The following is a 17,663-nucleotide window of genomic DNA, read 5'->3' as shown; positions in this document are numbered from 1 at the left end:
ACTTTTATAGAGCTAATAACTAAGAACCAAACCATTATGCAAGATTTATCGATTATTAGAGATCTCAATCTACCTGATAGTTACATAGCTGCTGGGTACATTCGGAATTATATATGGGATGTATTACATGATTTTCCAGAGAGAACTCCATTAAATGATATTGATGTTGTTTATTATAATCCAGATGAATTAGATGAAGAAAACGAAAAAACATATGAACAAAAATTAAAACGAGAGACGGGAAATTCGCTTTGGTCTGTAAAAAATCAAGCAAGAATGCATATTAAAAATGGTGACCAGCCCTATCACTCAATCGAGGATGCGCTAAGTCAATGGCCAGAAACTGCTACAGCGATCGGGGTCAAATTGGAAAACGATAACCGCGTTTCGGTCGTATGTCCTTATGGTCTGGAAGATATTTTTGAATTCAGGGTAAAAAAAAGCCCTCTATTTAAGGATGAAGGCCACTATAGGTACAGAGTTAACCAGAAAAATTGGAAAGGGCTCTGGCCCAAATTGGAAATCTATTAATGAAATTGAAGGTTATTCATTACTTCTGGAAACAATGGGGAAGCATCATTATTGTTGAAGTGACTAACATCTCTATAAAGCAAACTGTTTAAATATTGTTCTTTCTGTTTAAATATCCTACGACACTATAACTAGATTCGTAGGGGGACATCACGTTATGAAAAGAATGGTAACGATTGCGTTAGTTTTGACTTTGGTTTTTAGCATGTTCAGCTCTGTGGCATTAGGAGCGGAAGAAAAGACACCTTTAGAAAAATATGAAATTTTAAAAGGCATGGGCATCTTTGATGGTACGGAGAAAGGTGCAGACCTTGAATCCTTAACAAACCGAGCACAATTCGCGAAAATAATGGGTTTAATCTGGAATCTTTCCGAGGATGCAGAAAGCGCTTCTGTATACCAGGATTTAGCTGGTTATGAATGGGCTACAGGCTATATCGGGGCAACAACGAAGGCGACGTTTTTCGACGGTGTTGCTGAAGGGCAATTTGCGCCAGGCATGAATATTACGGTGGAGCAGATGGCAACGGTATTAGTCCGAGCTTTTAAGCTGGAGCCTAGTGCAGAGGCTGTCGATGGTAAGGTGTCTGGTTGGGCGAAGGGTTATGTCGCAGCAGCCATTAAGGCGGGCTTTATCCCTATCAACGCAGATTACACAGTAGATGCTAGACGTAGTGACCTGGTAGTGGCGACTTATGGCGCTGTGCAATACAGGGTTAAAAATCCTTTTTAACTGACGTTCAGTACAGGAATCGCCTTTTGTCAGCTTAGGCTTTTTTAAGTATCCTTGACATGGGGTCCAGAACACAATAGGTTGCATGATCCTGGGTATACATAGGCATTTGATAGTGAGTAAAGGCATATGCCTACAGGAAGAAATAAACTCATCGCCTGGCTGTTAGGAAAAAAATTAGCCCTCAATCCATATAGGATTGAGGGCTTTGCTGTGTTTTATCCATTATTCATTTTATAGATATTGATAGTAAAGGGGTATAGATAAATTAAGTCTTTCGCCCAACACATACTCTTCCCAATTCTAATAATATACCATGATTCAAATTTCTTTAAGGGAGCGATGTTCTAATGAGTAAACAAGCGTCAAGAAAAAGTAAGATTTTAGCAAGTAGACAGACGCATTTACATGAATTTGAAGGTAGTACTAAATTAGCAGAACAAGGTGCGGATAGACATAATCACCGTTTTGCAGGTGTTACCGGTCAAGTGATCCGCTCAGGAAACAGTCATGTTCATGAAATAGATCTCACGCATACCGATTTCTTGAACCATTTTCATAATCTCAGAAGAATAAGGACTGGACGTGCAATTCCTGTTGGCAATGGCAAACATGTACATTTCGTAAAAGGTATGACTACACTAAATGATGGTCATGTACATCAGTTCAATTTCGCAACATTAATTCAACAACCTCTTGTTTGAACCGAGTGTGCTTTTAAGCACTGCCTGATAACGGTCCTGCAGGTGCCGGATCGAAAGCCCCGAAGCCGTCAACGTCTTGTCTACGACCGTCTGCATCCAATCCCAATTAAGCTGCTTTGCGTTGTACGCTGCCCCCATGACCTTGTAAAGCATATCCCATTGAATTTCTTGAAAGAAACGGGCGTCGATGACCTAGAGCAACTGCGGATCTCAGAAGACCATGATGCAAAGGTGGGCCACAAGAGCGCGGACTCCTCGTTCTTTGGCTACAAGACTCATATGGCCATGACCGGAACGGATCATTACGGCAGCCGTTGTCACGACGAGCGAAATTATCGCCAAAAGCTGAAATAAGAGCGAAAAGACGATCGCAATCCCTAATAATCTGGAATAATGATCGTCTTTTGTTAGGTAGCTTTAGCTGCTCCGTCAATCCCCCTAGTTGTTCAGTGGCCTTCGCACGTGGCAGCCCTTCTTTTTGTTCATGCAAGCTTAGACAGCTTTCAAAGCTTAGCTTTCCACTGGAACCGGCTGCGGAGCTTCTTGCGGCTGTGCAGTCGGTTCCGGCATCACCTGCGTGGGTTTCCTCACGTTGTTGTCCGCAGCTGCTGGAGCAGGTGCTGGCACGGTCGCAGCGACAGGCGCCGAGACCGACGGCCGCTGTCTCTCCTGCGGAGCCGCCGCGCTGGCTCTAGCCTGTTGCGGCTTTTGCGCTGGCGCCGCACTAGGCGCCGCGGCTACTGGTTGCGGCTTATCGTTTAGCGCTGCGCGTGTTACGGCTTCGCGCCGCTCGTCAGACGGAGTAGCCGTGCGGGGCGCTTCGATCACAGTCGGTGCCGGCTTCTGCTCCTCTGGAGCAGTAACCACCACGGCTGCTTCATTTGCAGCGGCGGGCATCGTAGCTTCCGTCTTTGTACCCGTTTCAATGCTCGTTTCCGGCTTTTTATCTGTATCCGTTACAACGGTAGCAGTATCGGTAGTCACCAAAGCCTTTTGATCAATGGCTTGTAGGTTCGACGTTTGTGCTGGAGCTGGGATGACTTGGGCATCGGTCAAGGAACAACCACTAATGATAATGATAGCCGCCAAACCAACAAACGACCATCGATACGAATTGGACTTAAATTGTTTGATCATCATAATTCTCCTCTGTAGCTGTAATTTGCTTCCGGTTAAATTGATATTGCCGGGCACATTTATGGGCTGGGCATAGTTTTCCAACATTTGAATAAGGGTATATCCATAATTACGGCTTTCATCCGAATCCAGGTAGGTAAGCGCCAAGGCGTCGCTCGCGATCTCCTGATCCTCACGCATACGCTGATAGGCATACCAAAGTACAGGATTAAACCAATGACAAATAAGTAAAATCTGCATCAACCAATTGATCCCGATATCATTGCGTTTGCAGTGTGCCAGCTCGTGCAGGAATACATAACGGAGTTGTTCCTCACTTAAACCATTCAGGACGGTTTGTGGCATCACCAATTTGGGTTTAACCAATCCAAAAAGTGTGGGTGCAGTCAATGTGTCCGAAACGACAAGCTGGATAGGTTGGTGTACCGACATTAACCTTTGACAATGAGCAAATAACTGCTGTACCCGTGTATCCATGATGGGAGTCGTTTCTTTGGTTATTTGTAATGCGAACTTTCGATTGACCACAACCGTATAGGTTCCGAAAGCACTAATGCCCAGCAGCCAGACATACAAGCAATATCGGTATAGAGAAGCTCCGGCTGATTCGGAAACGCTAGCTTCCTTCGAAGAATCCCAGTAGGCAGTGGGATCGATTACAGGCATAGAGCTAGGATAGGAAAGCCAATTATAAATACTAAATGGGCTCTCTGGACTCCAGGGAAGCATCAGCCTAATGATCACTAACAGCCACATCAAATACTGCCATCTTGGTTTTAAACGTTGTTGAAGGACACGCTGAATCAATAGGATCAGCACAACCGTAACAGCAGCCATCGCTGATGCCTGCCAGATCCAGTCAAAAAGAGTCATCAGAAATTCATTGGTTCGATTCACATTCACCCTTTCCTTTCTTAAATGAGAATAAGGGGCTGCTGTTATTTGGATTTGTCGTCAAGAATATTTTTTAGCTCTTTGATTTCCTCCGCCGATAGCTGCTCATCCTTTAAAAAGTTAACAAGCAGCGGTTTAAACGCTCCGCCATAAATTCTTTTCAGAAACGATTGGGTCTCGGATTTCACACATTCCGCTTCAGATACAATCGGAAAATACGCGTAAATGCGGTTCTCTTGCGAGAAGGATAGGGCTTGCTTTTGGACTAGCCTGTTCAACAAAGTGCGAATCGTTTTGGGCTTCCACTCGGTCTTATCCTGCATAGCTTCGATCACTTCATTAGCGGTACACGGAGAATGAGCCCAGAGGACCTTCATGACCTCCCATTCAGCATCGGATATATGAGGTACGGTTTTCAAATTTTTACCTCCTTTCCTATTTGGATTACAAATGTAATACAAGTCGATTATTACACATGTAATCCACATTTGTCAAGCTTACTAAATCCTGTTCCTCCCAATGAAGGTGTCCTTAAGCCAAGGCCAGGAAAAATGGACACCGGATGAAAGTGAAGAATTCGATATTGGCTTTGAAGACGGTGCAGCAGCAGGGTTGCCGTAATCCACACAGATTTTTAACGGATTATTTTTTCACTACCACATATTGCCGTTCCAGCCACGCAAATTCTTCCCCCAGCTTAAATGTATTTAAATCTAGAACAAGATCCAAATTTGCGTTTCGAGGCTCCAAGAACCTTTCCCTTCCGTGAGCCCAACAAGCGAATAGCTCTATGTCTTCGCCTGGTTGCAGATTGTGATCCAAATAATTCAGAAGCTCTGTGATGCATTTTATCGCGCATTTATACATGATTGGAGAAAGCACCAATAAGCTATTGTTTATAGCAAATGATCCCCCATCAGGGTCAACTTGATAGACATAGGGATACCTGAAATGCTGCGATGTATCTTGAATCTGTAGCGGTCCACTGACATAAATTCCAGCAGCATCCTCTTCGTTTCATATACATTTTTTCTGATTTCCTTTGGGCCGAAGGCTCCAATTGGCAATGATTGATGTGCTGCGATATAGTAAAAGAGTGTCATAGTTGGATAGGCTCCTTTTTAATAGAGGGCAATTCTGCAAAGCGGATTACTTAAAAATAGTAGCACAAAAGCAGAAGATTATACTATTGTAATTATATGTTGACCCTAATCAGTAAACCCATTATACTAAACGCGGATAACAACCAACTTACATCCATATTGGAGTGAAAAATGATGAAAAAACAGAGGCAAATCAAGAAGTTTGTCGATAAGGTGTATGAAGATGGCGAATTTAATGGATGTATTTTGGTCGCTGAAGGTGGAGAAACGGTATTTTCTGGGGCCTACGGCTTTGCCGAGTTAGAAGAAGAAACGCCTTTAACCGAACAAACGATGTTTGATATTGCATCCGTTTCCAAAACATTTACTGCAATGGCAGTGATGATCCTTCAAGAACGGGGAGATCTGGATATTGACGAAACGGTGGATACCTATCTTTCTGGATTCCCTTACGCGGAGATAACGATCCGCCATCTGCTTCATCACACTAGCGGTTTGCCCGATTATATGGATTTATTTGCTGAGCATTGGGATGAATCCGAGATTGCAACGAATCCCGACGTTCTGGAGATGCTGATCGAGCATGAGCCCGATTTGGAATTTGAGCCCAATGATCAGCATGAATATAACAATACCGGTTATGTACTGCTTGCCTGCTTGGTTGAAGAGGTAAGCGGAATCAAATTCGCTGACTTTATGAAACGCAATATTTTTGCACCACTAGGGATGACCCGTACGAGAATTTGTAACCGTCGTCTGTCGGACCCGAAGATTAGAGACTATGCTTATGGCCATGTTTATGACGAGGATGCAGAAGGCTACTTACTGCCGGATGATCTAGAAGACTACGATTATGTCGTTTATTTGGATGGCATTCAAGGCGATGGCGCGGTGAATTCGACGATTGAGGATTTGCTTAAATGGGATCGCGCGTTATATGCCAATGAGCTTATTTCTGAGGAAACAACAGCGAGCTTGTTTACCGGTTCATGGACGAATGACGAAGAATATGTGGATTACGGTTTGGGCTGGTGCTTGGATTGGCAGGATATTGAAGATCCTGAAGAGCCGGCAGAGGTGGTCTACCACGATGGCAATTGGGCAGGCTATACTAGCATTCTGGTTCGCAATATGACCTACGATCTAACGATTATTATACTTTCCAATTGTGATGACGATCTGGAACCACTTTACGAAAAAATCGAAGAGATTATGCTAGAGGAATAAGCATTTAACAATAATACATAGCATAAACACATAGCATAAAACAAGGGCAGTTCCTTCGGGAGCTGCCCTTTTATTGGTGACATGAGCATGTGACAGACCGCGAATTTCTTAGCAGCCTGCTACAGATTGTTGGTTTTTATACATAATTATCCATACGTGTTCCTGTTTAGCCATGCTTGTCCATGAATGGACAGCCTATTTTTTCTCGGCTAGCCACTTCGCGATGTTGTTGATTTCTTCTTCTTTTAATGTGCTTTTGAAGGCAGGCATGGCTCCCCTTCCGTTTTGCACCAATTTAAAAAGCTGTTCATCAGATAGCGTAGCGCCAACCTTTTGCAGATTGGGTCCCATTTTGCCTTCGAGATCGGTTCCGTGACAGGCTATACAAGATTGCTTGTAAATAGCCTCGGCTGCTTGCGGGTTCATGGCGACTTCGGGGATCGCTGGTGCCACAGCTGCTTGCGGAACCTCACTTTGGTTATTGTTAATTTGGCTGAACAAAACGCCGACGCCCAGCAGACAGGCAGCGCCCAAAACCCAAGCCATTACCCATTTATACATCGTAGATTCCTCCTGTTGCTAACTGGATTTGCAGGATCAATTTAGCATTCGGGTGAGCTTATTGTCCATAGCACTTTGGAGTCATTTCTAAGAATTGGCAGTTGTGATAGGAATGCCTTATATACGTAAGGAGATGGCTCTTCCGAGTCATAGGATTTTCGAGTGAAATATGGTTAGATGAACAAGTGAATACCGTTGGCAGCTTAAATAGAAGATCAATGGAAGCTCCATTTAAGGATAAAGCTTGCGGTCATGTTAGCAGGAAAGAGGGATCCGTATGACTCAACCGATTCGGTTGATGCTGGTCGATGACCATGCACAGGCACGTCAAGCCATGAGGGAAATCATCGAGACCGATCCGGTATTTGATATTATTTGCGAGGCCACGAATGGCGAAGAGGCTGTCAGCTTGGCAGCGTATTGGATGCCTGACCTGATTTTAATGGATATTAAAATGCCCAAGCTGGATGGTTTAGGGGCTACCAAAATTATTAAAGAGCAATTCCCCTATGTGAAAATCGTAATGGTTACGGTATCTGACGATATTACCCATTTATTCGAGGCTTTGAAAAGAGGGGCGCAGGGCTATTTGCTTAAAAATTTGAATCCTATATCCTGGCATGAATACTTGCGTGCTGTTGCGATTGATGAGGCTCCCATGTCCAGAGAAATAGCCTTGCGGCTGCTTAAGGAGTTTTCCACAGGTAAATATGATGACTCCGACAATTCTCCATTAACTCATCGAGAGAAAGAAATTTTGGAATGTGTAGCTAAAGGAAACAGCAACCGCGATATTGCTAGTAGCCTTGCCATTTCCGAGCATACCGTTAAAAACCACCTAAAAAATATTTTACATAAGCTTCATTTGGGCAACCGCGTTCAGTTGATGAGATATGCTTACGATAAAGGATGGATAAAAGATAAAGGATAAAAGAAGGAGCAAGCGTGAAAAAAATTATTTTAATAGTGGGGTTGCTATTAATGCTGGGCTTAGCTGCCTGTGGGTACAATAGCGCAAGCCATAATGGAGACGAGAGCGGAAATCCCGAAGCCAAGCAGCCAGCGAACCTTACGGAGGGAAGCAGCAAAGCCAATGGCGAAGCTTTATATAAGGCGAATTGTATCGCCTGCCACGGTGCTAATCTGGAGGGAACGATTGGATCAAACCTGCAAAAGCTGGGAGCCCAGCGCAGTAAGGAGCAAATTGCCGATAAGGTGCAACATGGCGGAGGTAGTATGCCGGCTTTTAAAGATAAGCTGAAGGATGCGGATATTCAATCTTTAGCAGAATGGTTATCCACAAAAAAATAGATCGAGAATACACGAGTTGCTATTAGCTGCTTGTGCAAGCCACAAAAGTTATTATAAAGGCGGGATAGTCTTCTTTGTGTTGAGGGCAACGAAAAAAGGCTCTACTTTTGTAAATAATGTCCAAATTGGAAGCGGGCTATAAGCCTTTGAATGGAGCAGCAGGCGACTCTGCTGGATAAGCTAGATGATGAACCTAATAGAGGACATTATCTGAGGGTGTGAAAAAGCAACATTTACTGTCGGTCATTCCGAACAGGAGATGTTGTTTTTTGCATGTTCATACAAAAGTACTAATTAGGTGATCCAAATTATATTTCTATACGAATCACTAATGTATAACTACGTATTTTTTTGAACATATTTTGACAAAAACATAGATAAAAAGAACTATTTATAAAAAAGTATCAAAAAAACGTGAAAAAATGTTTCGAAACTGTTTCAAGTGGATAATTAGGTATTATAGCTCATTTTTAGCTGTTTTCGTAGTTATTTGAGGGGATTTCATAGATATCACAAAGAATTTGTTTTTACTATTATACATAGAATAGAGGAAAAGAAATCATGAACATCAAGAAAAAACTCGCCTTTAGTTTTGCTGCTGTACTGCTATTAACCCTGATCGTTGGCGTGATTAGCTGGATTGAACTAACGACCACCAATAAAACATACGAAACGTTGATTAATGATCGTGTGCAGAAAATTTTGCAGGTGAAGGATTTAAAGTACTTCGCAGCTAATGAAGCCAAAAATGTGAGAGCCTACCTGTTGACTGGAAACCAAAAGCATTATGAAAGCTATGAGAATGACCATAAGCAATTTGCTTCGATTATACAGCAGCTACAGCCGACTGTCCTGACTGAACAAGGCAAAGAGTTGGTTGGAAAACTGAACCAATTGGAGCAACAATATACAATAGTTGTAGCCAACATTGCTGAATATAAGAAAAGGAATGATGTAGCTGCTTATACGCGGCTGGTCGAAGAGGAATGTGTACCTCTGGCGCTCGCGCTGGCGGATAAGGCAGAGGAGCTTGAAAATTATCAAAATTCTGCGCTGGCCATGACACAGATAGAAACCTCTAACCAGGTAGAGAGCATCAAAAGTATTATCGTTATTTCCGTTATATTGGCTTTGTTGCTGGGTACGGTACTCGCTTATTTGATTACACAAATGATTTCCCGTCCAGTTATCCAGGTCGCTAACTCAGCGAAGCGGATTGCCGCAGGTGATCTGACAGTTGCAGACTTGGACATTAAGCAAAAGGATGAAATAGGCGAGATGGCTCGCGCCTTTAATGATATGAAAAACCACCTAAGACTTTTACTGCAAAAAATTAACCATAATGCATTAGAGGTAGCCTTTGTGTCCAGAGAGCTTTCCGAAGGGTCGGAGCAGTCGGTAATGGCTTCCAACCAGATTGCCGAAGCGGTTCAGCAAATATCCGGTTCGGCAGACCTTCAGGTTGTAAAGATGGCGGAGAATAAGCAAGCGATGGAGGAAAGTGCACTTAGCCTACAACGGATCGCTCAATCGGCGGCAATAACTGCTGAGTCGTCAGAGCAAGCGATGCAGCAGGCGGAACAGGGGAGCCGCTTGTTAGGTGAAACGGTCGGCCAAATGCGCCAGATTCATGTGACGATAGAGGAATCAGCCTCCGTTATTTATGATCTTGGCGAGCAGTCGAAGCAAATAGACAAGATCACGCAATTCATTAAAGAGATTGCCCAGCAGACCAATTTATTATCGTTGAATGCATCGATTGAGGCGGCACGGGCTGGGGAGCAGGGCAGAGGCTTTGCTGTAGTGGCAAGCGAAGTCAAGAAGCTGGCAGAGCAAACAGGCGAAGCATCGGAGCAAATCGCGAGCGGCATCAAAAAAATGGTCGATACGATCTCCGAAGCTGTTGGTGTTATGAAGAAGGGTTCTGTGGAAATGCAAACAGGTACGGATTATATGAACCGTACTGGAGAAGCATTCGAAACCGTGTATAGTGCCATTCGTAATGTCGCTGGCCAAGTGCAGAAGGTATCTGTTGCAACAGAGGAGCTTTCTGTGGTAACAGACCAGTTGGTCGTTTCGGAGCAGCAATTGGTTGGGATGTCCAATGGAATATCGGACCATTCTCAAAGTGTGGCTGCTGTGTGCGAGGAGCAGCTTGCTTCTATGGAAGAAATATCGGCATCTGCCGAGGCTTTAAATCATATGGCGGAGGAGCTAAAGAGTGAAATTCGCAGGTTCAAATTTGAAGAGGTGCAAGAAGTGGCATTGAATGAGGCAATGCCGCCATACGGCAAGCCGCAGCAATTGGGAACTGCTTTTATTAGATAAAAGGCTGGTCTTACAGTGAGAACAACTCCGGGGAACATCGCCCCGGAGCTTTTTTTGGTTCAGCGGGGGGCTCTTTTGTACATAGAACTGTTTTTAGCTGTGATTATGGTTAAAATATCCATGAAGAAGTCCGCCGATAGAAATAGCTTGTTAAGCTTGGATCGTTTGCCGATAGCTACTGGGAGTAGTTTTCGTCCATCGTTTAAACTGCCGGCTAAAATGGGCACTGGTTTGATAGCCAAGCATCATGGCGATATGGTCGATGGAAAGATCGGTCTGGAGCAACAGGCGCTTGGCTTCATTTAATAAGATTTCAGACAAATATTTGCGCGGGGCTTTGCCATACACCTGCTGGAATATACGGTTTATCTGGGATGTACTCATTTTTAAGGATTTGGCGATATCCTGCATCCAGGTTCGGTCGTTATCTTGTATGGGTCCGTGAAGTAAAATACTTCGGACGGAATCCTCAATTTGTTCGGCAATACGGTTAGCGAGTATTTCCTTTTTTGTTGGCAGTACATTGTCGCTTTGGGATAGCTGGTCGATCAAAGCGCCGAACAAGTCAAACACCGCAGAATGGGTCTTCATACTTTTGGAGGTCGTCAGCTTGGTGCTTTGATTGGCTATCGCAAGGTTATATAGTGTCAATAAGGCAGGCATGATCCCCTTAACCAGCGTAGAGGAAGCAGGATAATACATCGTTTCATAATGTTCAAGCTCTTTGGAAAAAGCATGGTCAAAAACACTAAAGTGTACACTAAAATAAGTGAACCCGTCGGAGCCCGCCGACGTGCAGGAATGGGTAACGCCTGGGCGAATAAAAAGGATGTCCCCTTGCTGCTGGCTATAGACTTTTCCATCAACGACCATTTCCATCTCGCCTGCCACGACCCAGTGGATCTCATACATCGGGTGCTCATGTGAAGGATAGGTCCAATTAGCGTTAACCTTGCGAATATGCAAGCCCATCAATTGAAAAGCTATACGAACATCCGGTAGCCGGCCTAATACAAAATCGTCGGAATAGGGCATGTGAGCAGCTCCCTTATTTACTAGCAGATTATCTTTACATTCATTATATAAGGTTTTTTTAAAAATGAAAATGCGCGAAAAGGGTAAACTGTTGCAAGGTTTAGCACATCGTCAGCTTCTGTATTGTGTGGTATGTTAGTATTATCAGTGAAAGCGTGTACACAACTAGAGCCCTTTAAAGAGAACGAATACCAATGGGAGGTTCAAAATGAAAACCAATTATTTGAACAAAATCGGATTTGTAACCGCTTCAGTAGTTATGGCTACCTCTTTGTTAGCCGCGTGCAGCAGTGCACCTAACACCACTACAGCTCCAGCAGGCAATGCTGCCCAAGACAAGGGGCCTCTTCCAATCAAGATTTCGCTAAATTTTGATGGCAAGGATATTCCACAGCCCGGTAATGCTGCCCAGCAGGAAATAGAGAAATATACGAATACGAAGCTGTCGATGAATTTAATATCGAGCAATGATTTTTGCAGCAAGCTGCCGGTTATGATTGCCTCTGGAGATTTGCCGCAAATTATCGCGAGTTGTGGAGCACCAAACCAATCATATTTGATCAGTGCAGCGCAAAACGGTGCTTTCTGGGATGTCGGTCCCTACATCAAGGATTATAAAAATTTATCGACCATGTCACAGCAGGTTTATGATAATGTGAAGATCGACGGCAAGCTTTACGGAATCCCGAGGTATCGCCCATTTGCCCGTTACGCCTTTACGTACCGGAAGGATTGGATGACGAATTTAGGCTTACAGCAGCCCAAAAATATAGATGAGTTATACAATGTGTTTAAAGCCTTTACTAATAACGATCCAGATAAAAATGGGGCTAATGATACGTACGGTCTGACTATGATGATTAAAAATGATTCGTTAAGGCCTGACTTCGGTGTTACATTTGGCGCCCCAAATGCATGGGCTCTGAAGGATGGAAAATTCACTAAATCCGAGGAAACAGCGGAATATTTGGAAGCTTTAAAGTTTTCCAAAAAGCTGTATGATGAAAAATTGATCAACCAGGATTTTGCTTCCATCGATGTGCCCAAGTTTGAAGCTAATTTCGAAAATGCCAAAAGCGGCGTTATTAATGAAGCTACGAATAAAATATTGACCTTTGAAACTCGTGTTAAAAGCCATAATCCAAACGCTGTAACTGATGCTTTCAGCATTGTGGAAGGGCCCAAGGGCAAGCTGATCAACGGGGAGCGTGGCTCCAACGGCATATTGATGTTCCCGAAATCAAGTGTTAAAACCGAAGCGGATTTAAAGCAATTGCTAGGATTTATTGACAAGCTGTCTGATAAACCGATGGCAGACTTGCTGGAATGGGGAATTCAAGGCAAGCATTATGACATCAAGGACGGAAAAGCGGTTAGAACTAACCAAGATGCCTTTGATAATGAAGTAGGCTTTCCTTACAAATTCCCACTTGAAACGATTCCAGTAACGAAAATCAGGACTGAGGGTGTACTCGATCCTATGACCAAGCTGCAAATCCAGCTCGAAGAGGATAACGATAAATATGCGGTGATGGATCCAACGATTGTATTGATTTCAGCAACCTGGGCACAAAAAGGCCAAGAGCTGATGCAAATTTTGGTCGATGCCAAAGTGAAATTTATCATGGGTAAAATTGATGAAAGCGGCTGGAAAGCGGCAATAGATAAGTACAAGAGCGCAGGTGGCGACCAAACTGCCAAAGAATATGCAGAAGCCTATGCCAAAACGCAAAATAAATAAGAAGTCGAAAGAAAGCGTTATTAATAGTGGTGAAGCCTTTTTATGCTACAATAACTATACTAGTAGGATTAGTTAAATATGGGAGGTTTTAAGGATGATTAGAGTAGCAATTATAGGTACAGGCGGTATTTCGGCAGCACATTTGGATGCCTATACTTCATTTCCAGAGCGTTGCCAAATCGTTGCGTTATGCGATATTTTTCCGGAAAAGGCCGTGCTTTTAAAAAGTAAATATAACCTGGATTGTGATATTGTCAGTGAATCGGCAGAGCTTGCATCGCGGGATGATATCGATTTGGTTTCGATTTGCACCCCTCCCTATACACATGCCGATTTGTCTGTGGAGTTCTTGAATGCCGGCAAGCATGTGCTGGTAGAGAAGCCGATGTCCTCTTCATTAGCTGAATGTGACCGGATGATCGCCGCGGCTGAGAAGGCGCAAAAAATACTTTCGGTCGTTGGGCAAAACCGCTTCCGTGATCCGATCATGAAGCTGAAGCAGGTGCTGGACTCAGGCAAAACAGGCAAGGTGGTTCATGCGCAGGTTGAATCATTTTGGTGGCGAGGGCACGTCTATTACGACCTCTGGTGGAGAGGTACTTGGGAGAAGGAAGGCGGAGGCTGCACGTTAAACCACGCGGTGCACCATATTGACATGCTGCAATGGATGATGGGGATGCCAACTAAGGTACAAGCGATTATGAGCAACACTTCACATGACAATGCAGAGGTTGAGGACTTATCGATTGCTATTTTATCTTATGCCAATGGTTCACTAGCGCAGATCACAAGCTCGGTCGTCCATCATGGTGAAGAGCAGCAGCTGATTTTCCAGGGGGAGAAGGCAAGAATCTCGGCTCCATGGAAAGTTACCGCTTCCGTTGCCAAAGAAAATGGATTTCCAGTCAAAAATGTCGAGTTGGAAAAGGAAATTGAACAATTGTATAGCGAGCTTCCTTCGGTACCTTACAGTGGGCATCAAGGCCAAATCGATAATGTGATGTCCGCTATAGAAAATAATTCTTTAGACGTTTTGGTTGATGGCAACGAAGGGAAAAAAACGCTTGAGCTGATCACGGCGATTTATATGGCAGCTAGCACAGGGCAGCAGGTTGAATTGCCTTTAAAGCCGGATAGCTTGTTTTACACCAGAGAAGGCATCATGGCGAATGCTACGCATTTTTACGAGAAGAAAAATTCGGTCAACTCATTTGCCAGCAATGAAATTACATTAGGCGGCAAATATTAAACGGATAAAGGGGATATGTAGCATGCAAAAGCCAGTCACGTTCAGTATTATTGGTGGGGCGGGCTTTCGCGCCCAATATTTTCTGCGAATCGCGCAGGCTTTGCCGGAGCAGTTTCGGGTGAGTGGTATGGTAGTTCGTGACGAAGCCAAGGGGCAAGCGATGGAAGAGCAATGGCATGTGGCTACCTATCGGGAGCTGGACCAGCTGCTGGCGAAGGAACGGCCAGACTTCGTGGTACTTTCGGTCAAGGCTTCCGCCGCGTTCGATTATATGGCGCAGCTAACGGAACGGGGAATCCCCGTTCTGGCAGAAACGCCGCCAGCTCCTGATCTGGAAGGCTTGCTGCAGATTCATGATAAGCTGACCCGCAAGGGAGCACGGATTCAGGTAGCCGAGCAATACCAATTTCACCCGGTGCAAGAAGCGAGAACCGCTATGATCCAATCCGGGCAATTGGGAAATATTAATCAAGTAACCGTTTCTATCTCCCAGCTTTACCATGCAGTTAGCTTAATCCGTACCATGCTGGGTGTCCGCTTTGAACAAGTGAAGATTAAAGGTATGAGATTTGAATCCGATTGGGTGGCCGGTCCTAACCGCAGCGGTCCCCCTACCGAAGATAAATTGATCAAATCGGAGCGGGATTTAGCTTGGCTCGATTTTGGAGGCAAGCTGGGTATCTACGATTTCACGAAAGACCAGCATCGATCATGGACTCGGTCCAACCATTTAAGTGTAAGAGGAGAGCGCGGCGAAATATTCGATAGCCGGATTCGTATCCAGGATCCAGCCTGCACGCAGATTGAACTGGAATTAAAGCGGATCAATAAAGGCGAATATGAGAACGCAGAAGGCTATTTCCTGAAAGGGATTATGGCGGGAGAGCGCTGGGTATATGAGAATCCATTTATGCCTGCAAGGCTTTACGACGATGAAATCGCAATTGCCGCCTGCTTGAAAAAGATGGCGGCTTATGCGGCTGGTGGTCCGAGCTTCTATGGACTGCCCGAAGCATCCCAGGATCATTATATTGGCATGCTGATCGAGCAGGCAGTTCAATCAGGCGAGACCGTTGTATCCGTTGCCCAACCTTGGGCGGAGCCCATATAACAAATCCTTAATGAAGGACAACGCCTTAGAAAGTCAAACAAAACGAGGTGATCATCATCATGCAGGCACAAATGCTCTTAAGAGAAACGTGGAAATACCGTTGGTTATACTTATTTATGGTTCCCGGTGTCATTTATTTCTTTCTCTTTAAATACGTCCCCTTATGGGGAGTTATTATGGCGTTCAAAAATTACCAGCCCTATGTAGGCTTGATGCAAAGTGAATGGGTGGGGCTGGATCATTTCAAGCGCTTTTTCGGAATGTCGGAGTTTTGGACGCTTTTCCGCAATACGATTGTGATCGGGCTGTATAGTCTGCTCGTATTTTTCCCGATAACGATTATTTTGGCTTTGCTGCTTAATGAGGCTCGCAAGGAGCTATTCAAGCGGTTTGTACAGACGCTCGTTTATATTCCGCATTTTCTTTCGTGGGTCGTGATTGCCGGTATTTCTTATGTGCTGCTGACGACCGAGGGAGGCATTATAAACCAGCTTTTAATTGCGATTGGGCGCCAGCCGATTGAATTTTTGACGAATGAGGAATGGTTCCGTCCATTAATTGTGCTACAGATGATTTGGAAGGATGCCGGCTGGGGTACGATTATTTTTCTGGCAGCACTGGCTGGAGTCAATTTGCAATTATATGAGGCGGCACGTATGGATGGCGCTAATCGGTTCCAGCAGCTTTGGCATGTAACGCTGCCTGCGATCCGTGGTGTCATTGTTATTTTGTTTATTTTAAGGCTGGGCAGCTTTCTTGACCTTGGCTTTGAGCAAATCTTCCTGATGGTTAACGCTGTCAACCGTGAGGTTGGTGAGGTGTTTGATACTTATGTGTATCGTGTCGGGCTGCAGCAGGGGCAATTTAGCTATAGTGCGGCGGTCGGATTATTTAAGTCGGTAGTCGGACTGGTTTTGGTGCTCATGGCTAACAAGATTGCCAAGATGTTTGGCGAAGAGGGAATATATTAAGCAACGCGCGCCCAGGATACGCGCTCGTTGGAAAGAATAGGTGGAGAGCACCATGCAGCATAACCAAACTTTTGGAGAAAAAATATTTGATGCCATTAACTACATCTTTCTCGGGTTCGTTGGTCTTATAACCTTCCTGCCCTTCGTCTACGTCGTGATCGCTTCGTTCTCGGCGGACAGCGGAGGCTGGCCAACCGATTTCAATATAGACGCATACCGCTATATTTTCTCAACCCAAACCTTTGTAAGAAGCTTAGGCGTTTCCATCTACATTACCTTACTTGGCACTGCGTTAAGCTTGTTTACGACGGCTTTGATGGCCTATTCGCTTTCCTATAAGCAGCTTCCCGGCCGAAGTAAAATCATGCTGCTCGTCTTATTCACCATGCTTTTTCAAGGTGGACTTATCCCAACCTATTTTGTGGTCAAAGAGCTTAACATGATTGATTCGTTATGGGCGCTTATGATTCCCAGCTTGATCAGCGCTTTTTATTTAATCATATTGCGGGACTTTTTCTCCAGTGTGCCCACCGAGCTGATCGAATCCGCCAAAATGGACGGCGCGCATGAAATTGTCGTGCTGCTAAGAATTGTGCTACCGCTTTCGTTGCCATCACTTGCCGCTTTTGGCTTGTTTTATGCGGTAGGCATCTGGAACCAATATTTCAATGCGATCATGTTTATCAATACACCGGACAAGTGGCCGGTACAGGTATTGCTCAGACAGATTGTCGTATTGGCCTCCGGCGGTTTGGGTGATGGCGGTGAGTCCGTGGCCTTTTATGGGGAATCCGTCAAAATGGCCGTTATTGTCGTATCTACGATCCCGATTATGATCGTTTATCCATTCCTGCAAAAGCATTTTGCCAAAGGCGCTTTAATGGGCTCGGTTAAAGGCTAACACAAGATCAAAGAAGGAGCTTGGCTAATAGCCAGGCTTTTTTGGCGTTTACTACGGAAAATAGCTCTAATATGATATAGTTGAACATAGCGTAGACAACGTATCTATTAAATTCATTGGAAAGGA

At 44.4% G+C, this 17,663-nt stretch carries 17 protein-coding genes and 1 pseudogene; 13 read left to right on the top strand and 5 right to left on the bottom strand.

The window, feature by feature from the left end; all coding sequences use genetic code 11:
- Positions 1 to 36 precede the first annotated feature (36 nt).
- The 3 genes from G9U52_RS11605 (at position 37) to G9U52_RS11595 (ending at position 1,968) form a co-directional block, all read left to right on the top strand.
- Positions 37 to 531, top strand: a complete 495-nt coding sequence (locus G9U52_RS11605; protein ID WP_311764850.1) for a nucleotidyltransferase family protein — start codon at positions 37 to 39, stop codon at positions 529 to 531.
- A gap of 157 nt (positions 532 to 688) precedes the next feature.
- Positions 689 to 1,264 (top strand): S-layer homology domain-containing protein, encoded by a 576-nt coding sequence (locus G9U52_RS11600; protein ID WP_166149630.1) that lies wholly within the window; start codon positions 689 to 691, stop codon positions 1,262 to 1,264.
- 350 nt (positions 1,265 to 1,614) lie between these two features.
- Positions 1,615 to 1,968 (top strand): YmaF family protein, encoded by a 354-nt coding sequence (locus tag G9U52_RS11595; protein WP_166149628.1) that lies wholly within the window; start codon positions 1,615 to 1,617, stop codon positions 1,966 to 1,968.
- Here the strand turns inward: G9U52_RS11595 and G9U52_RS39235 are convergent.
- On the bottom strand, positions 1,945 to 2,121 hold the full coding sequence (locus tag G9U52_RS39235; protein ID WP_207952995.1) for a hypothetical protein: 177 nt from the start codon (positions 2,119 to 2,121) through the stop codon (positions 1,945 to 1,947). The two genes, G9U52_RS11595 and G9U52_RS39235, sit on opposite strands and share 24 nt — an antisense overlap.
- A gap of 6 nt (positions 2,122 to 2,127) precedes the next feature.
- Here G9U52_RS39235 and G9U52_RS11590 point away from each other — a divergent pair.
- A pseudogene (locus G9U52_RS11590) lies at positions 2,128 to 2,299 on the top strand (IS5/IS1182 family transposase); the annotation flags it as partial.
- A 179-nt stretch (positions 2,300 to 2,478) separates the two neighbouring features.
- Here G9U52_RS11590 and G9U52_RS11585 read toward each other — a convergent pair.
- Both G9U52_RS11585 and G9U52_RS11580 read right to left on the bottom strand, forming a co-directional pair.
- The gene (locus tag G9U52_RS11585) at positions 2,479 to 4,008 is read right to left on the bottom strand and encodes a M56 family metallopeptidase (RefSeq protein WP_207952929.1); all 1,530 of its coding nucleotides are present in this window, start codon (positions 4,006 to 4,008) and stop codon (positions 2,479 to 2,481) included.
- Positions 4,009 to 4,043: 35 nt separating this feature from the next.
- Positions 4,044 to 4,376: a BlaI/MecI/CopY family transcriptional regulator gene (locus tag G9U52_RS11580; RefSeq protein WP_375790249.1), complete on the bottom strand. Its 333-nt coding sequence runs from the start codon at positions 4,374 to 4,376 to the stop codon at positions 4,044 to 4,046.
- 897 nt (positions 4,377 to 5,273) lie between these two features.
- Between G9U52_RS11580 and G9U52_RS11575 the strand changes: the two genes are divergently transcribed.
- Positions 5,274 to 6,329, top strand: coding sequence for a serine hydrolase domain-containing protein (locus tag G9U52_RS11575; RefSeq protein WP_166149622.1), 1,056 nt, complete (start codon positions 5,274 to 5,276; stop codon positions 6,327 to 6,329).
- Between the two features lie 195 nt (positions 6,330 to 6,524).
- On the opposite strand, the gene G9U52_RS11570 is transcribed toward G9U52_RS11575, so the two are convergent.
- Positions 6,525 to 6,890, bottom strand: a complete 366-nt coding sequence (locus tag G9U52_RS11570) for a c-type cytochrome (RefSeq protein ID WP_166149620.1) — start codon at positions 6,888 to 6,890, stop codon at positions 6,525 to 6,527.
- A gap of 277 nt (positions 6,891 to 7,167) precedes the next feature.
- Here G9U52_RS11570 and G9U52_RS11565 point away from each other — a divergent pair, with 277 nt between their 5' ends.
- From G9U52_RS11565 to G9U52_RS11555, 3 genes are all read left to right on the top strand, one after another.
- Entirely contained in the window at positions 7,168 to 7,821 is a 654-nt protein-coding gene (locus G9U52_RS11565) for a response regulator (protein WP_166149618.1), read from the top strand.
- Positions 7,822 to 7,835: 14 nt separating this feature from the next.
- Positions 7,836 to 8,201 (top strand): c-type cytochrome, encoded by a 366-nt coding sequence (locus G9U52_RS11560; RefSeq protein ID WP_166149616.1) that lies wholly within the window; start codon positions 7,836 to 7,838, stop codon positions 8,199 to 8,201.
- A gap of 561 nt (positions 8,202 to 8,762) precedes the next feature.
- Entirely contained in the window at positions 8,763 to 10,529 is a 1,767-nt protein-coding gene (locus G9U52_RS11555) for a methyl-accepting chemotaxis protein (RefSeq protein ID WP_166149614.1), read from the top strand.
- A 150-nt stretch (positions 10,530 to 10,679) separates the two neighbouring features.
- On the opposite strand, the gene G9U52_RS11550 is transcribed toward G9U52_RS11555, so the two are convergent.
- Complete coding sequence (locus G9U52_RS11550; RefSeq protein ID WP_166149612.1) at positions 10,680 to 11,564, bottom strand: AraC family transcriptional regulator; 885 nt, start codon at positions 11,562 to 11,564, stop codon at positions 10,680 to 10,682.
- Positions 11,565 to 11,772: 208 nt separating this feature from the next.
- Here G9U52_RS11550 and G9U52_RS11545 point away from each other — a divergent pair, with 208 nt between their 5' ends.
- The 5 genes from G9U52_RS11545 (at position 11,773) to G9U52_RS11525 (ending at position 17,537) form a co-directional block, all read left to right on the top strand.
- The gene (locus G9U52_RS11545; RefSeq protein ID WP_166149610.1) at positions 11,773 to 13,305 is read left to right on the top strand and encodes a type 2 periplasmic-binding domain-containing protein; all 1,533 of its coding nucleotides are present in this window, start codon (positions 11,773 to 11,775) and stop codon (positions 13,303 to 13,305) included.
- Positions 13,306 to 13,399: 94 nt separating this feature from the next.
- A complete protein-coding gene (locus G9U52_RS11540; protein WP_166149608.1) occupies positions 13,400 to 14,554 on the top strand; it encodes a Gfo/Idh/MocA family protein in 1,155 nt (384 codons plus the stop codon).
- Positions 14,555 to 14,576: 22 nt separating this feature from the next.
- The gene (locus G9U52_RS11535) at positions 14,577 to 15,665 is read left to right on the top strand and encodes a Gfo/Idh/MocA family protein (protein ID WP_166149606.1); all 1,089 of its coding nucleotides are present in this window, start codon (positions 14,577 to 14,579) and stop codon (positions 15,663 to 15,665) included.
- A 59-nt stretch (positions 15,666 to 15,724) separates the two neighbouring features.
- Entirely contained in the window at positions 15,725 to 16,636 is a 912-nt protein-coding gene (locus tag G9U52_RS11530; RefSeq protein WP_243767293.1) for an ABC transporter permease, read from the top strand.
- A 52-nt stretch (positions 16,637 to 16,688) separates the two neighbouring features.
- Complete coding sequence (locus G9U52_RS11525; RefSeq protein ID WP_166149605.1) at positions 16,689 to 17,537, top strand: carbohydrate ABC transporter permease; 849 nt, start codon at positions 16,689 to 16,691, stop codon at positions 17,535 to 17,537.
- The last annotated feature ends 126 nt before the right edge of the window (positions 17,538 to 17,663 follow it).

The organism is Paenibacillus agricola, from assembly GCF_011440305.1.
Taxonomy (GTDB): Bacteria; Bacillota; Bacilli; order Paenibacillales; family NBRC-103111; genus Paenibacillus_S; species Paenibacillus_S agricola.
This window is presented reverse-complemented; position numbering and strand designations above follow the sequence as displayed.

Excerpts from the sequence above, each read along its gene's own strand:
- G9U52_RS11570 (WP_166149620.1), bottom strand. The coding sequence starts at position 6,890 with ATGTATAAATGGGTAATGGCTTGGGTTTTGGGCGCTGCCTGTCTGCTG.
- G9U52_RS39235 (WP_207952995.1), bottom strand. The coding sequence starts at position 2,121 with ATGCTTTACAAGGTCATGGGGGCAGCGTACAACGCAAAGCAGCTTAAT.
- G9U52_RS11605 (WP_311764850.1), top strand. The coding sequence starts at position 37 with ATGCAAGATTTATCGATTATTAGAGATCTCAATCTACCTGATAGTTAC.
- G9U52_RS11545 (WP_166149610.1), top strand. The coding sequence starts at position 11,773 with ATGAAAACCAATTATTTGAACAAAATCGGATTTGTAACCGCTTCAGTA.
- G9U52_RS11550 (WP_166149612.1), bottom strand. The coding sequence starts at position 11,564 with ATGCCCTATTCCGACGATTTTGTATTAGGCCGGCTACCGGATGTTCGT.
- G9U52_RS11555 (WP_166149614.1), top strand. The coding sequence starts at position 8,763 with ATGAACATCAAGAAAAAACTCGCCTTTAGTTTTGCTGCTGTACTGCTA.
- G9U52_RS11575 (WP_166149622.1), top strand. The coding sequence starts at position 5,274 with ATGATGAAAAAACAGAGGCAAATCAAGAAGTTTGTCGATAAGGTGTAT.
- G9U52_RS11530 (WP_243767293.1), top strand. The coding sequence starts at position 15,725 with ATGCAGGCACAAATGCTCTTAAGAGAAACGTGGAAATACCGTTGGTTA.
- G9U52_RS11595 (WP_166149628.1), top strand. The coding sequence starts at position 1,615 with ATGAGTAAACAAGCGTCAAGAAAAAGTAAGATTTTAGCAAGTAGACAG.
- G9U52_RS11525 (WP_166149605.1), top strand. The coding sequence starts at position 16,689 with ATGCAGCATAACCAAACTTTTGGAGAAAAAATATTTGATGCCATTAAC.
- G9U52_RS11580 (WP_375790249.1), bottom strand. The coding sequence starts at position 4,376 with ATGAAGGTCCTCTGGGCTCATTCTCCGTGTACCGCTAATGAAGTGATC.
- G9U52_RS11565 (WP_166149618.1), top strand. The coding sequence starts at position 7,168 with ATGACTCAACCGATTCGGTTGATGCTGGTCGATGACCATGCACAGGCA.
- G9U52_RS11540 (WP_166149608.1), top strand. The coding sequence starts at position 13,400 with ATGATTAGAGTAGCAATTATAGGTACAGGCGGTATTTCGGCAGCACAT.
- G9U52_RS11535 (WP_166149606.1), top strand. The coding sequence starts at position 14,577 with ATGCAAAAGCCAGTCACGTTCAGTATTATTGGTGGGGCGGGCTTTCGC.
- G9U52_RS11600 (WP_166149630.1), top strand. The coding sequence starts at position 689 with ATGAAAAGAATGGTAACGATTGCGTTAGTTTTGACTTTGGTTTTTAGC.